This window comes from Georgenia phoenicis (genome assembly GCF_047302425.1).
GTDB lineage: Bacteria > Actinomycetota > Actinomycetes > Actinomycetales > Actinomycetaceae > Oceanitalea.
In genome coordinates this window covers 195,176-208,817 of the sequence record NZ_CP154855.1, presented here as the reverse complement: position 1 = coordinate 208,817, position 13,642 = coordinate 195,176, and the positions used below count along the sequence as shown (strand labels likewise).

At 71.6% G+C, this 13,642-nt stretch carries 9 protein-coding genes; 6 read left to right on the top strand and 3 right to left on the bottom strand.

From position 1 onward, the window contains the following. The first annotated feature begins 90 nt into the window (after positions 1–90). The 4 genes from AA0005_RS01090 to AA0005_RS01075 all read left to right on the top strand — a co-directional run bounded on the left by AA0005_RS01090 (position 91) and on the right by AA0005_RS01075 (position 7,556). Positions 91–876, top strand: a complete 786-nt coding sequence (locus AA0005_RS01090) for a Crp/Fnr family transcriptional regulator (RefSeq protein ID WP_413451591.1) — start codon at positions 91–93, stop codon at positions 874–876. A gap of 78 nt (positions 877–954) precedes the next feature. After that, positions 955–2,031 carry a VIT1/CCC1 transporter family protein gene (locus AA0005_RS01085; RefSeq protein ID WP_413451590.1) on the top strand — a complete coding sequence of 359 codons (1,077 nt, stop codon included), beginning with the start codon at positions 955–957 and terminating at the stop codon, positions 2,029–2,031. A gap of 187 nt (positions 2,032–2,218) precedes the next feature. Further along, entirely contained in the window at positions 2,219–6,358 is a 4,140-nt protein-coding gene (locus tag AA0005_RS01080; RefSeq protein WP_413451589.1) for a PQQ-dependent sugar dehydrogenase, read from the top strand. A gap of 148 nt (positions 6,359–6,506) precedes the next feature. Then, positions 6,507–7,556: a LacI family DNA-binding transcriptional regulator gene (locus AA0005_RS01075; protein WP_413451588.1), complete on the top strand. Its 1,050-nt coding sequence runs from the start codon at positions 6,507–6,509 to the stop codon at positions 7,554–7,556. A 56-nt stretch (positions 7,557–7,612) separates the two neighbouring features. On the opposite strand, the gene AA0005_RS01070 is transcribed toward AA0005_RS01075, so the two are convergent. Beyond that, complete coding sequence (locus tag AA0005_RS01070) at positions 7,613–8,158, bottom strand: NADPH-dependent FMN reductase (protein ID WP_413451587.1); 546 nt, start codon at positions 8,156–8,158, stop codon at positions 7,613–7,615. A gap of 153 nt (positions 8,159–8,311) precedes the next feature. Here AA0005_RS01070 and AA0005_RS01065 point away from each other — a divergent pair, with 153 nt between their 5' ends. Both AA0005_RS01065 and AA0005_RS01060 read left to right on the top strand, forming a co-directional pair. Further along, a complete protein-coding gene (locus AA0005_RS01065; RefSeq protein WP_413451586.1) occupies positions 8,312–9,475 on the top strand; it encodes a Gfo/Idh/MocA family protein in 1,164 nt (387 codons plus the stop codon). Then, positions 9,472–10,347: a sugar phosphate isomerase/epimerase family protein gene (locus AA0005_RS01060; protein ID WP_413451585.1), complete on the top strand. Its 876-nt coding sequence runs from the start codon at positions 9,472–9,474 to the stop codon at positions 10,345–10,347. The genes AA0005_RS01065 and AA0005_RS01060 overlap by 4 nt, the downstream gene beginning before the upstream one ends. 87 nt (positions 10,348–10,434) lie before the next feature. Here AA0005_RS01060 and AA0005_RS01055 read toward each other — a convergent pair whose 3' ends face one another. Together AA0005_RS01055 and AA0005_RS01050 are read right to left on the bottom strand one after the other, a co-directional pair. Beyond that, complete coding sequence (locus tag AA0005_RS01055) at positions 10,435–11,391, bottom strand: type IV toxin-antitoxin system AbiEi family antitoxin domain-containing protein (RefSeq protein ID WP_413451584.1); 957 nt, start codon at positions 11,389–11,391, stop codon at positions 10,435–10,437. A 180-nt stretch (positions 11,392–11,571) separates the two neighbouring features. Continuing rightward, positions 11,572–13,638 (bottom strand): FAD-binding protein, encoded by a 2,067-nt coding sequence (locus AA0005_RS01050; protein ID WP_413451583.1) that lies wholly within the window; start codon positions 13,636–13,638, stop codon positions 11,572–11,574. Positions 13,639–13,642 lie beyond the last annotated feature (4 nt).

Sequence of the window (13,642 nt, the reverse complement as noted above, 5' to 3'; positions counted from 1 at the left end):
CAATCAGCTGCGCGCCGGCTTGCAGCGGCCTGCGGACGTGCCCGATAGCCTGCGGGAGCGCTGTGTCCGCCGGCGGAGGGAGGAGTGCCGATGTCGTCCCAGAGTCCGCCGCGGCCGCCGGCCGCCTCCGGGCGGCGCACGATCCCGCTGCGGGAGGTGACGCTGCCCCACCGGTGTCCGTGGCCGGTGCGCAGGCACGTGCTCACCAGGGCGCCCTACTTCCGCGACCTCGGCGAGGAGGCGATCGAACGTGTCGACCGCCGCATGCGGACGACCTCCTGGGCGCCGGGCAGCACCCTGTACCGGGCGGGCGACCCGGCGACGGTCCTCTACGTCGTCGCCGAGGGGCGGGTGAAGCTCTCCCAGGTGACGGTGGGCGGGACCGAGACGGTCGCGGACATTCTTGTGCCCGGCGAGCTCTTCGGGGCGATGGGGACCCTCGGGGAGCCGTACCACTCGCACACGGCGACCGCGCTCGTCGGCTCCTGCACCCTCCGCATCGACCAGGACGACTTCCGCGAGGTGCTGGTCGAGCATCCCCAGGTCGCGCTGCGGGTGCTCGACGACGTCGCGGCGCGGTTGGCCCGCGCCCACGCCGACATCGGCGGACAGACGACGGACACCGTGCCCCAGCGCGTCGCGACTGTGCTGCTGCGGCTGGCGGACAAGCTCGGGGAGGACCGTGGTGGGGGCGCCGTCATGCTCGAGGTGCCGCTGTCGCGTGCCGACCTCGCGGGCCTTGCGCGCTCGACGCCGGAGTCGGTGTCGCGGGTGATGAGCCGGTGGAAGAAGGAGGGCGTCATCGACTCCGGTCGCCGGTGGACGGCGCTGCTGGACAGGCAGCGGCTCGAGGACGAGGCCGCCGGCGACGCCTGAGCCGTGTGAGGGCGCCCGAAAAGCCCGGGTGAGGGAAGGCGGACCTCGTTTCCCCACGGCGGGGAACCCTGTGAGGCTATGGGCGTGAGCCCGACCGACCGTCCCGAGCCGACCCGTGCGCAGGTGCGCCGCTGGCGGCGCTACCTCGCCGACGAGCGCGCGGAGGCCGCCGTCTACCGTGACCTCGCGCGCCGCCGCGAGGGCGAGGAGCGGGAGATCCTCCTCGAGCTCGCCGAGGCCGAGCGCCGTCACGAGGAGCACTGGCGCCAGCTGCTCGGCCACCACGTCGGCCACCCGATGCGCGGTGCCGTGCGCACCCGCATCCTCGGCTGGCTCGCCCGCCGCTTCGGCGGCGTCTTCGTCCTCGCCCTCGCCCAGCGCGCCGAGGCCCGTTCCTCCTACGCCGGCGACGACGACGCGACCTCCGCGATGGTGGCCGACGAGCAGATCCACGGGGAGGTCGTGCGGTCCCTGGCGACCCGCGGCCGCAGCCGGATGTCGGGCATGTTCCGGGCCGGCGTCTTCGGCGCGAACGACGGCCTCGTCTCCAACCTCGCCCTCGTCCTCGGCATCGGGGCGACGGGAGTGGCGCCGCAGACCGTGCTGTTCACCGGGCTCGCCGGCCTGCTCGCCGGTGCGCTGTCGATGGCCGCGGGCGAGTACGTCTCGGTGCGCTCGCAGCGCGAGCTGCTCGAGGCCTCCCGCCCCGACCCGCGGGCCCAGGAGGCGATCCCGCACCTCGACGTCGACGCCAACGAGCTCGCCCTCGTCTACCGGGCCCGCGGCATGGACGCCGAGGCCGCGGAGGAGCGGGCGCAGGAAGTGCTCTCGGCGACCGGCCCGCGGCGCGAGGAGGCCGAGCCGGACTACGAGGAGATCGGCAACGGGGTGAGCGCGGCGCTGTCGAGCTTCGGCTTCTTCGCCTCCGGCGCGCTGCTCCCCGTGCTGCCGTGGATCTTCGGGCTCAGCGGTCTCACCGCTGTGGTCACTGCGGCCGTGGTCGTGGGCCTCGCGCTTCTGCTCACCGGGGCGGTGGTCGGCGTGCTCTCCGGCGCCCCGCCGCTCAGGCGCGCGCTGCGCCAGCTCGCCATCGGCTACGGCGCAGCGGCCGTCACCTACCTCCTCGGGCTCGCCTTCGGCACGACGGTGAGCTGATCGACTCGGTACCCGTTGGCCTACGTGTGGAGTTCGTGACCTCACAGAGTGCGAAACCCGCACGTAAGCCGGAGCGCTCGGCAGCGCCGCCCGGTTCGTCCTGCTTTCGCAGGATGCTCCGCCGTCGCGCACAGGACTAGCGTTGGTGACTGCCAGAGAAAGCGCTTACCAACGGAGGAGCGTGACGATGACGTCAACACGGCAACCCACGAGACGCAGGGTGGTGACGGCGGCGGTGACGGGCATGGCGATGTGCGCGACGCTGCTCGCGGTGCCTGCCGGCGCGCAGACCGAGGAGCCCGGCTTCACCGAGCTCCATACCTTCGAGGGCTACACGACAGGCCCTCTCGACGGCCAGGACGGGTGGACCTCCACCAGTGCCGCGGCCGTCATCCCGGACCCGGTCAACCAGAACAACCGGGCCCTGGAGCTCAGCGGCAACAACCAGCGCGCCCACCGCGCCGTCGCCGCGATCGAGGACGGCGAGACCGGCACGGTCTTCTTCCGCATCCGCCGCGACGGATCGGTCGACACGTCGTTCGGCATCACCGACAACGACAACCCGTCCGACTTCGCCCACAGCCGGGCCTACGTCAACAACCAGAACAGCGCCAACCTCCTCGTGCGCGACGGCGGCTCCTTCGCCACCGCGGGCACCTGGGCCGAGGACGTGTGGCAGTGCGTGTGGCTGGTCGCCGACAACGAGACCGACGAGGTCGCCGTCTACAGCCAGGGCGGCCCGTACGAGGAGCAGACCCGGCTGCCCGAGGGGGCCGAGGAGACCTTCGGCTTCCGGGCCGCCGTCGACGGCCCCCTCGACCGGTTCTTCTGGATCAACGGCTCGCCGAACACCGGCCGGATCATGCTCGACGACGTCGCCGTCGACACCACCGGTGAGAACCTCGCGGTCGCCACGGGCAACGCCGCCGACTGCGAGGTCGCCGACACGGCCCCCGAGCCGCTGCTCAACCCGCTGCCCGACCCCGAGATGTCGACGCTCGGCATCGAGGTCGAGGAGGTCGTCCAGCTGCCCGAGTCGCACACGACCCCGGAGACGCAGGACCAGCGGCTGATCCGGCACAACCGCATCACCCACCTCGACGAGGTGCCCGACGGCTCCGGCCGTCTCGCGGTCCCGGACATGAACGAGATCCTCTACATGGTCGACGAGGAGACGGGCGATTACACCGCCTACCTCAACGTCCGTGACCAGTTCATCGACAACTTCCACAACCACGCGGGCCTCGGCACCGGATTCGGCTTCGTCGAGTTCCACCCGGAGTTCGCCGAGAACGGCATCTTCTACACCGTCCACACCGAGGCGGGCTCCGCCCTCACCGAGGACACCCCGGACTTCCCGGGCTTCGGCACGACCGGCTTCCACAGCGTCATCACCGAGTGGACCGCCACCGACCCGAGCGCCGAGACCTTCGAGGGCACGAGCCGCGAGATGATGCGCGTCCCCTTCGGTGGCCGCGTCCACACGGTCCAGCAGATCGCCTTCAACCCGACGGCGGAGGAGGGCGACGCCGACTACGGCAACCTCTACATCCTCGTCGGTGACGGCGGCAACGGCGTCGGCAACGACAACCCGCAGGACCTGTCCACCCCGCAGGGCACGATCTTCCGCATCGACCCGCTGGGCGACGACAGCGCCAACGGCGAGTACGGCATCCCCGCGGACAACCCCTTCGTCGACGTCGAGGGCGCGCTGCCGGAGATCTACGCCGTCGGCATGCGCGACCCGCACCGCATCAGCTGGGACACCGAGACCGGGAAGATGTACCTCGGCCACATCGGCGAGTGGCAGGTCGAGTCGATCTACGAGGTCCAGGCCGGTGACAACTTCGGCTGGTCCGACCGCGAGGGCCCCTTCCTCGCCGAGAACCGGCAGATCTACCCGCTGCCGGAGAACGACGCCGAGTACGGCTTCACATACCCGGTGGCCGCCTACGACCACAACCGTGACCCCGGCCAGACCGGTGACGCCGGCGTGGCCGTCAACGGCGGCTTCGTCTACCGCGGCGAGATCGAGGAGCTCCAGGGCAAGTACCTGTTCACCGACCTCGTGCGCGGCTGGGTGCTGTCGACCGAGGCGGACGAGATGGTCCGCAACGACGGCGACGTCGAGGACCTCGCGACCATCGAGCAGCTGCGCGTCTTCCACGACGGCGAGGAGACGACCTTCCAGGAGCTCGTCGGCGACCGCCGCGTCGACCTGCGCTTCGGCGCCGACGCCGACGGCGAGCTCTACCTCGTGTCCAAGGCCGACGGGAAGGTCTGGCGGGTCACCGGGGCGCGCGAGGTCGAGGAGGACAACGTCGTCGCGCACTACACCTTCGACAACCCGGTCGAGGGCAACCCCGCGTGGGAGGACGACCAGGGCTTCTCCGGCACCGACATCGAGCTCATCAACGGCGGTGCACTCCAGCGCGTGGCCGACGCCGCCTACCCCGGCGCCGGTCGGGCGCTGCAGACCCAGCAGCTGAGCCCCACGGTCCGCGGCAACAACGACTGGAAGGCCGGCGTCTACGACCCTGACGGCGTCGAGTCGCTCGACGCCTTCGCCGGAGCCGACCAGATCAGCGTCATGGGCTGGTTCAAGCGCACCGGTGACCTGCCCGCGCCCAACAGCGAGTCGGCCAACCCGGACGACCGCTACAACGCCATCGGCCTCGCCGGCGTCCTGTCCGGCAACTCCGACGGCCACGGCGTGCGCGCCCTGCTCGAGATCATCGACGTGGGCGGCGAGCAGCGTCTCGTGGCCCTGGGCCGCCGCCTCGACGACGGCAGCTCGTGGACCTTCGCCGCGGACAAGCCCTGGGACGAGATCCTCGAGCGCAACCAGTGGGTCCACCTCGCCGCGACCTTCGACTACGTCGCCGGCGAGATGAAGCTCTACATGAACGGTGAGGAGCTCGAGGGCGAGTACACCGCGGCCAACACGTGGGGCTCGGGCCCCACGTCCGACACGCTGCCCAACGGCATCAAGATCGGTGGCAGCTTCCCGCAGAATACCGCGGAGCGGAACCCGTTCAACGGCCGGATGGACGATCTCACCTTCCTCGACACGGTGCCCACCGCTGAGGAGATGGCCGAGATCTACGCCGGGTTCGGCGTCGAGCCGGTCGAGCCGCCGCCGTCGCCGTCGTGCGAGTTCGCGGAGTCCGAGACGGACCTCATGGCCGGGGAGAACTGGACCCCGCGGACCCCCTCGAAGTGGGAGTTCCCGGGTGACCAGATCATCCTCGCCGAGGCGGGCGACAACCCGAACGACGGCATTCGCCGCCCCTTCGAGTACGCCATCCTCGACGGCCGCGAGTACGAGTCGGTCCAGATCGACGCCGAGGTCCGCCTCGACGCGCCGTCGTCGGTGAGCAACCGGGACATCATCATCGTCTTCGGCTGGCAGTCCGACACGGAGTACTACTACGCGCACGTCTCGCAGGACAACACGATCTACGCGCACAACGGCATCTTCAAGGTGGACGGCAAGGACCGGGAGCGCATCGACGACCAGTGGGACGGGTCGATCGGCGCACCCCCGGCCATCACCGACGAGGAGTGGCACGACGTGCGCGTCGTCCACTGCGCCGGGACCGGTGAGATCGCCGTGTGGGTCGACGGGGACGACACCCCGCTCATGACCGCGGCCGACTCGACCTTCGACGGCGGCCAGATCGGCTTCGGCTCCTTCGACAACACCGGCCGGATGCGCGATCTCGTCGTCTCCGTCCCTGCCGCGCCGCAGGAGGACGTCGCCACGACGACGTCGCTGAGCCTGTCCCGGCAGCTCACCACCTACGGTGCGGAGACGACGGCGCGGGTGACCGTGGCCGCCGACTCTGGGACGCCGTCGGGAGCCGTGGAGATCCACGCCGACGGCGAGGTCGTCGCCACCGGTGAGCTCGGCCCCGACGGGACGGCGTCCGTGCCGTTCCCGCGGGACCTGCCCGCCGGGGCGCACCGACTCACCGCCGTGTTCCCGGGCAGTGACGGCTTCACCGAGTCGGCCAGCCGTGCCGTCACGTACGTCGTCCTCCCCGCCCTCCCGCGGGTGGACATCGACGTGGACCGGACGGTCCCCCGGGGCAGCACCCCGGACGTCATCGTCGACGTGTCCGGACGGGACGGCGCGCCCACCCCCACGGGCACCGTCACGGTGACCGCCGGCTTCCGCGTGCTCGGCACGGTGCCGGTCGACGAGGACGGCAGCGTCGAGGTCCAGCTGCCGCCGGTGCGGGGGATCACCCTCGTCTCGGCGATCTACAGCGGGGACCACGGGTACCTGCCGGGCCTGGACATCGACACCGTCCGGGGCCGCTGAGCCGGCTGGGGCCCTGCACCGTGAGACGCGGTGCAGGGCCCTGGCCCGCCCGTTCCGACGGGAAGCGCTTCCTGCTACCGTGCCGAGGTTCGCCCGCTGGCTCACCGACCACAGCCCCCGCGCCGTACGCGGGAGCAAGGAGACTTGGATGACACCCACTCGTGCCGCGGCCGGCAACGGGCGGGCGGCAACGCTGAGCGACGTCGCCCGCGAGGCCGGGGTCTCGCTGGCCACCGCCTCCCGTGCCATCAACGGCAGCACCAACCGCTCGGTGCGCGCCGACCTGCGCGAGCGCGTGCTCGGCGCGGCGGAGCGGCTGAACTACTCGCCCAACGCCAACGCGCAGGCGATGGCGCGCGGCCGCACCGCGACCCTGGGACTCATCGTCCACGACATCGCCGACCCCTTCTTCTCCACGATCGCCGCGGGCGTGACCGAGGCGGCCGACGCCGCCGGGCTCGCCGTCACCCTCGCTAACACTCAGCACGACGCCGAGCGCGAAGTCGGCTTCATCCAGACCCTGCAGAACCTGCGTGCGCGCTCGATCATCGTCGTCGGCGGCCGCCAGGACGACGACGCCGCGAACCGGCGCCTGCGCCAGGCGCTGGCCGCGTACCAGGAGCGAGGGGGAGCGGCCGCGATGGTCGGCCAGCCGATCCTCGGGGTCAAGGCCGTCCACGTCGACAACCGCGGCGCGTCCGCGGCGCTCGCGCGCTCGCTGCACGAGCTGGGCTACCGGCGCTTCGCCGTCCTCGGCGGCCCCGAGCGGCACCTCACCGCCGCCGAGCGGCGCGGCGGCTTCCGGGAGGCGCTCGCCGAGCTGGGCTCGCCCGTCCCCGACGAGGCCGTCATCTCCTCACCCTTCGTCCGTGACGGCGGGCACGACGCGATGGTCGAGCTGCTGGGACGTGACCTCGACGTCGAGGTCGTCTTCGCCGTCAACGACGTCATGGCGCTCGGCGCGATGGCGGCGGCCCGCGAGGCGGGGCTCTCACTGCCCGGCGACATGGGCTTCGCCGGCTTCGACGACATCTACGCGCTGCGGGACGTCACCCCGACGCTCACCACCGTGCGCATCGACATGGTCGACATCGGCCGCCGGGTCACCGCCCTCGCCCTCGACGACGGCGAGCAGGCCGAGCTCGTCACGGTGAGTGGTGAGGTCGTGCTACGGGAGTCGACGCCCGGTCCGAGGTAGCACGGAGGCGGTGGCCCGGGGCGGGCCACCGCCTCACGTGACGGATCAGCTGCGGCTCAGACCGTGGCCTTCTCGCGGACCGCGGTGAGGACCTGGCTGTAGAGGCTGCGCACGTCCTCGGCCGGGGCGGCCTCGAGGATCTCGCCCTCGGTGGAGAGGTCCTTGCCGAAGCTCAGGCCCGGGCCGGGCAGGTGGACGGCCTGGACGCGGTCGAGCACCTCGCCGAGCTGGCGGGCGGCGTTCGCGGCGGCGCCCCAGCCGTAGCCGACGACACCGATCGGCAGGTCCTTCCACTCGGCGTGGAGGGAGTCGATGGCGTTCTTCAGGAGCGCCGGGTAGCCCGCGTTGTACTCGGGCACCGTGATGACGAGACCGTCGTAGGAGCGCACGCGCTCGGACCACGCGACGGTGGTGGGCAGGGTGTAGTTGCCGGTGGCGGGCTGCTCGGGCTCGGCGAGGAAGGGCAGCTCGATCTCGGCGAGGTCGACGACGTCGACCTCGGTGCTCTCGGGGGCCTGGGAGGCGACCCACTCGGCGACCTTGTGGCCGATGCGGGTGGGGCGGGAGGAGCTGACGACGATGCCGATCTTGTGTGTGGTCATGTCGGGGGCAATGGATGAACCTTCAAGAATCTTCCCGAAAGCAATCGGGTGTGCGCGACCTCACGCCGTCTTGACAGTGCGACGGGCCGGTCGTTAGGTTGGAAAGCGCATTCCCCATTTCTTCGCCACACGGCCCGTCTCACTGGAGAGCACATGACCACGCGCACGCTGCGGATCGCGATGAACGGCATCACCGGCCGGATGGGGTACCGCCAGCACCTCATCCGATCGATCCTCCCGATCCGTGACGCGGGCGGCTTCCTCCTCGAGGACGGCACCCGGGTGCAGGTCGAGCCGGTGCTCGTTGGCCGCCGCGAGAACGCCGTCCGCGAGATCGCCGAGCGCCACGGCGTCGAGCACTGGACCACCGACGTCGACTCGGTGATGAACGACCCGAGCATCGACATCTACTTCGACGCCCAGCTCACCTCGCTGCGCAAGGCCACGCTCACCGCGGCGATGAAGGCCGGCAAGCACGTCTACACCGAGAAGCCCACGGCCGAGACGCTCGAGGAGGCCGTCGAGCTCGCCCGCCTGGGCCAGGAGACCGGCGTGACCGCCGGCGTCGTCCACGACAAGCTCTACCTGCCGGGCCTGGTCAAGCTCCGCCGTCTCGTCGACCAGGGCTTCTTCGGCCGCATCCTGTCCCTGCGCGGGGAGTTCGGCTACTGGGTCTTCGAGGGCGACATCCAGCCCGCCCAGCGCCCGAGCTGGAACTACCGCAAGGAGGACGGCGGCGGCATGGTCGTCGACATGTTCTGCCACTGGAACTACGTTCTCGAGGGCATCCTCGGCACCGTCGACGCCGTCACTGCCAAGGCCGTCACCCACATCCCCACCCGCTGGGACGAGCAGGGCAAGGAGTACACGGCCACCGCCGACGACGCCGCCTACGGCATCTTCGAGGTCACCACCCCCGGTGGGGACCCCGTCGTCGCCCAGATCAACTCCTCCTGGGCGGTGCGCGTCCACCGCGACGAGCTCGTCGAGTTCCAGGTCGACGGCACGCACGGCTCCGCCGTCGCCGGGCTGCGCAACTGCGTGGCGCAGGAGCGCGCGCACACGCCCAAGCCGGTGTGGAACCCCGACCTGCCCGTCACCGAGCCCTTCCGTGACCAGTGGCTCGAGGTGCCGAACAACGCCGACCTCGACAACGGCTTCAAGCTGCAGTGGGAGGAGTTCCTCCGCGACGTCGTCGCCGAGCGGCCGCACCGCTACGGCCTGCTCTCCGCGGCGCGCGGCGTCCAGCTCGCCGAGCTCGGCCTGCAGTCCTCCGCCGAGGGTCGCCGCGTGGAGATCCCGGAGATCACCCTGTGAGTGCGGACCTCTCGCGACTCTCGCTCAACACCGCGACGACGAAGGCCCTCACCCTCGAGGAGGCCGTGGACGTCGCGGCGCGGGCCGGGCTCGGTGCCGTGGGCCTGTGGCGCGACCGGGTGGCGGAGGCCGGGCTGGAGCGCGCCGCTTCGGTGGTGCGCGAGGCCGGCCTGCGGGTGTCCTCGTTGTGCCGGGGCGGCTTCCTCACGGCGGCCGACGCCGAGGGACAGCGGGCTGCGCTGGAGGACAACCGCGCCGCGATCGTCGAGGCCGCGACCCTGGGGACGCGTGAGCTCGTCATGGTGGTGGGCGGGCTGCCGGCCAACCCGTCGCCGGGGCAGCCGGCGCTGCCTGACGGGGACCGCGACCTCGTGGCGACGCGCCAGCGGATGGCCGACCGGATCGGTGAGCTCGTGCCCTTTGCCGAGGAGCACGACGTGCGCCTCGTCCTCGAGCCGATGAACCCGATCTTCGCCGCCGACCGCGGGGTGCTCTCGACGCTCGAGCAGTCCCTCGACCTCGCCGCGGACTTCGCGCCGGAGTCGGTGGGCGTCGTCGTGGACACCTACCACGTGTGGTGGGACCCGAAGCTGGAGTCGCAGATCGCCCGCGCCGGCGCCGAGGGGCGCCTGGCGGGCTACCAGGTGTGCGACTGGATCCTGCCTCTGGCGGACGACTCCCTCCTCTCCCGCGGCTACATGGGTGACGGCTACGTCGACTTCGCCACTATCAGTCGGTGGGTGGCCGAGGCGGGCTACACGGGCGACGTCGAGGTGGAGATCTTCAACCAGTCGATCTGGGACACCCCCGGCGACGAGGTCGTCGCGACGATGGCCGACCGCTACCAGCGCCTGGTGGCGCCCTACCTCTAGGGCCCTCTGTCAGCCGCCCACCCCTCCTCGTAATCGTGTGGGTTTCGCGTTCCCTGGGAACTCGGAACCCACACGGTCCGGAGGGCATCAGCTCACCCGGCAGCCGGGGCGGCCGCAGCGACGCGGGCGGCCGTCCCAGCCGCCCAGGCGAAGAGCGTCGACGACCTGCTGGGCCGTCCGGCACGGAGTCCCCACGACGTGTGTCCAGCGGTACCGCAACGTGACCTCCCGGGAGGCGAGCAGGACGGCGTTGTCGCGCCAGGTGTCCTTGTCGGTACGGCCGCCGGGGTGGGCCAGCTTGCCGTCGAGCTCGATGCGCACCTGCCACCTGCGGTAGCGGCAGTCGGCGCGGATCCGAGCCCCGGGTAGCTGCTCGCGCACCTGGAGCTCGGCCACCGGCAGCCCGTGGTCACTCTCGACGTCACGGTGGTAGTGGCGCTCGAGGGGAGACTCCATCCCGGCCGTGGCGTCGGCGAGGACGTCGAGGAGCAGTGCACGACGGCGGACCCGTGACCGCCCGGCCACGGCGGCCCGGATGTCGGCCGGCTCGGTGGTGCGGAGTGCGCGCGCGAGCACGCCGACGACGTCGTCCTCCGTCTTCGCGTGACAAGCGAGGTCGACGGCAGTCTCAACCGCGGTCGTGGCAGGGATGCGTCCCTCCACCGCGGGAACCGTGCGTCGGCGATAGATCCGCAGACCGCGTCGGGCGACCACTGTCCTGCGGGCCGGCACGCTGATCTCCACGGTGCTCGACACCCTCTGGGCGCGTGTAGCGGCGTTCTCGAACCACCAGTCCGCGGCCGTGGCGTGAGAGATCGCGGCGTCCGTGCCCGCGTAGGCGAGAGCCGCAACGACTCGGGTCTCCCACGTCTGCCGACCGGCATGGGTGATGTAGACGCCCGGGTACACCCGGCGCCAGATGCCCTCGTCGACCTGGGCGCGGATCCACGTGACGGAGACGCCGATCTTCTCGAGCTCGGGCCGGGTGAGCACGAACCAGTGCTGTCGTGCCATGCGGTTGATCCGCCGACGGTCGGGCGCCATGGCGACAGGGTCCACCAGGGGATGTCTGCTCCCGCGCGCTCGTTGGCGACGGCGTGGACAGGGGTGCCTCAGGCTGACCTGTGGAGCGGCGCCTGCGGTCTCCCGGAAGACCGTGTGACTTTCGCGCTCCCAGCGAACGCGAAAGCCACACGATGTCCGGCCGAGGGCGGGGGGCGCCCGTCAGAGGATGTTCTGGTGCTCGCGGTAGTCGCGCCAGACGTTCTCGAAGAAGTCGTCGGCCTCCGGGATGGGGCGGCGCGGGCGCCAGGTGATCGCGACGTCCCCCGCCTCGCTGGGCGACTCCGGATCGGCGGCGCGGTGCGGGGTCCACGCGACCTCCTGGACCTCGTCGTCGAGCGCGCCGCCGTCGAGGGTGAAGCGGAAGAGCTCCGGCAGGTCGAGCTCCTGCGCGGCATCAGGCCCGTAGCCCACGAGCGGCAGCGACCCTGACGGGTCGGTGTAGAGCACCGAGCCGCGAGAGCGTCCGCCGTGGTCGACGTAGTCGGCCATCGCCGTGAGGTAGACCTGCGCCGTCGTGAGGATGTCGCGCACGAGGAAGGCGCGGTTGACGGCCCGGCGCGACCCGGCGTCGGCGACCACGAGCTCCCGGTAGGAGCCCAGCCACTCCTCGACCTGCTCCAGCGCCTCGGCGATGGACTGGCGCGAGCGCACCGGCCCCGCCTTGGCGCTCATGAGCTCCCCGACCTCGCGGAGGAGGTCGCCGGTGTTGTCCTCCGCGCCCGAGGCGGCCCGCGCCGTCGCCTGCGCGACCAGCTCGGCGGCGTCGCGCAGCGGACCCTCGGCGGCGGCGATGAACTCGGTTTCCCCTAGCGGCGCGTCGGCGCGCCGGGCGGCGATGAACTGCGCAGCCCGGGTGGCCCCGACCTGTCCGCTGTTGAGCGCCGCACCGCCGGGCCGGTAGACGCCGTGCGCGCCGCCGGCCTCGCCCACCGGGAAGAAGCCGGCCAGGTTGGACTGCCACCACGCGTCGACAAGCAGGCCGCCGTTGTTGTGCTGCGCGCACACGTCGACCTCGAGCATCTCCTTCTCGAGGTCCACGTACGGGTTCTTGCCCAGGTAGAACTCGTACGCGGGCAGGTTCATGTGCTTGAGCCGCTCGATGGGCGTCCCGAACAGCACCCCGGCCTTCTCGAGGTACTCGTAGGCCTCCGGGTCCAGGGCGCTGGGGTCGAAGTCCTCCCGCACCGGGTTGCGCCGGAAGTCGAGGAACACCCGCCGCCCGCGCAGCACCGTCTCCCGGTACACGAGCAGGTCGATGAGCGACGAGCCGTCGCGTGCCTTGCGGACGTCGAAGGGCCACTGGTAGCCCTTGAGGAACACGAGCGACATGAGCCGCCCGTAGTCGGGGATCGCCTCGGTGAGGAACTCGCGCTCGTCCCCGCCGTCGGCGTCGGTCGACACGAAGCGCGGGACCACCTGCATGTACGTGCCGGACACGTTCCACCGCGGCTTGGTCGAGGCGAGGCCGAACTGCCACTCGGTGACGTTCTTCCCGCCGATGCCCGCGCGGAAGGCCGCACCGGAGGCGCCCCACTGCCCGTTGGGGAACACGCGTGTCGCGTACAGGCCGGCCGGCCCGCCCGTCGCGTAGACGACGTTCGTGCACCGCACGAGCAGGTAGGGGCTCTGCTCGCCGTCGTGCGGGACGTCGGTGCGCAGGAGGAGGAGCCCGGCGACGGCGCCCTCGTGGGTGAGGACGTCGACGACGCGGCACTCGGGGAAGATCCGCGTGCCGTTGGCGTTGACCCGCTTCTCCAGCTGCTCGACCATCGTCCGCGAGGTGTAGGGCCCCACCGAGGTGGCCCGCTGGCGCGGGTCGTGGTCGGTCTTGTAGCCGATGAACTCCCCGTAACGGTTCTGCGGGAAGGGCACCCCGAGGTCGGCCAGGTGGAGGAAGGCGCGGGCGGAGAGCGCGGCCTCGGCGAGCGCGTTGTCACCGTCCATCGCGCCGCCGGCGAAGAGCGTCTCGGCCATCTCCCGCACGGAGTCGCCGTTGCCGCCGGAGAGCGTGAGCTTGTAGTAGGTCTGCTTGTCCGAGCCGGCGTTGCGGCTGGCACCTGCACCGATCTTGTCGGTGACCATGACGACGTCGTCCTGGCCGAGCTGGACGAGACGCGCGGCGGCGCAGTACCCGGCCGATCCGGTGCCGACGACGACGGTGTTCGCGGTGACGACGGGCGCCTCGCGGCCGGCGATCTGCAGGGTCTGGGGCTCGTGGGTGGTCACGGGG

Bases quoted from the DNA above. Each gene is read 5' to 3' on its own strand.
- AA0005_RS01090 (WP_413451591.1), top strand. From the start codon at position 91: ATGTCGTCCCAGAGTCCGCCGCGGCCGCCGGCCGCCTCCGGGCGGCGC.
- AA0005_RS01085 (WP_413451590.1), top strand. From the start codon at position 955: ATGGGCGTGAGCCCGACCGACCGTCCCGAGCCGACCCGTGCGCAGGTG.
- AA0005_RS01080 (WP_413451589.1), top strand. From the start codon at position 2,219: ATGACGTCAACACGGCAACCCACGAGACGCAGGGTGGTGACGGCGGCG.
- AA0005_RS01075 (WP_413451588.1), top strand. From the start codon at position 6,507: ATGACACCCACTCGTGCCGCGGCCGGCAACGGGCGGGCGGCAACGCTG.
- AA0005_RS01070 (WP_413451587.1), bottom strand. From the start codon at position 8,158: ATGACCACACACAAGATCGGCATCGTCGTCAGCTCCTCCCGCCCCACC.
- AA0005_RS01065 (WP_413451586.1), top strand. From the start codon at position 8,312: ATGACCACGCGCACGCTGCGGATCGCGATGAACGGCATCACCGGCCGG.
- AA0005_RS01055 (WP_413451584.1), bottom strand. From the start codon at position 11,391: ATGGCGCCCGACCGTCGGCGGATCAACCGCATGGCACGACAGCACTGG.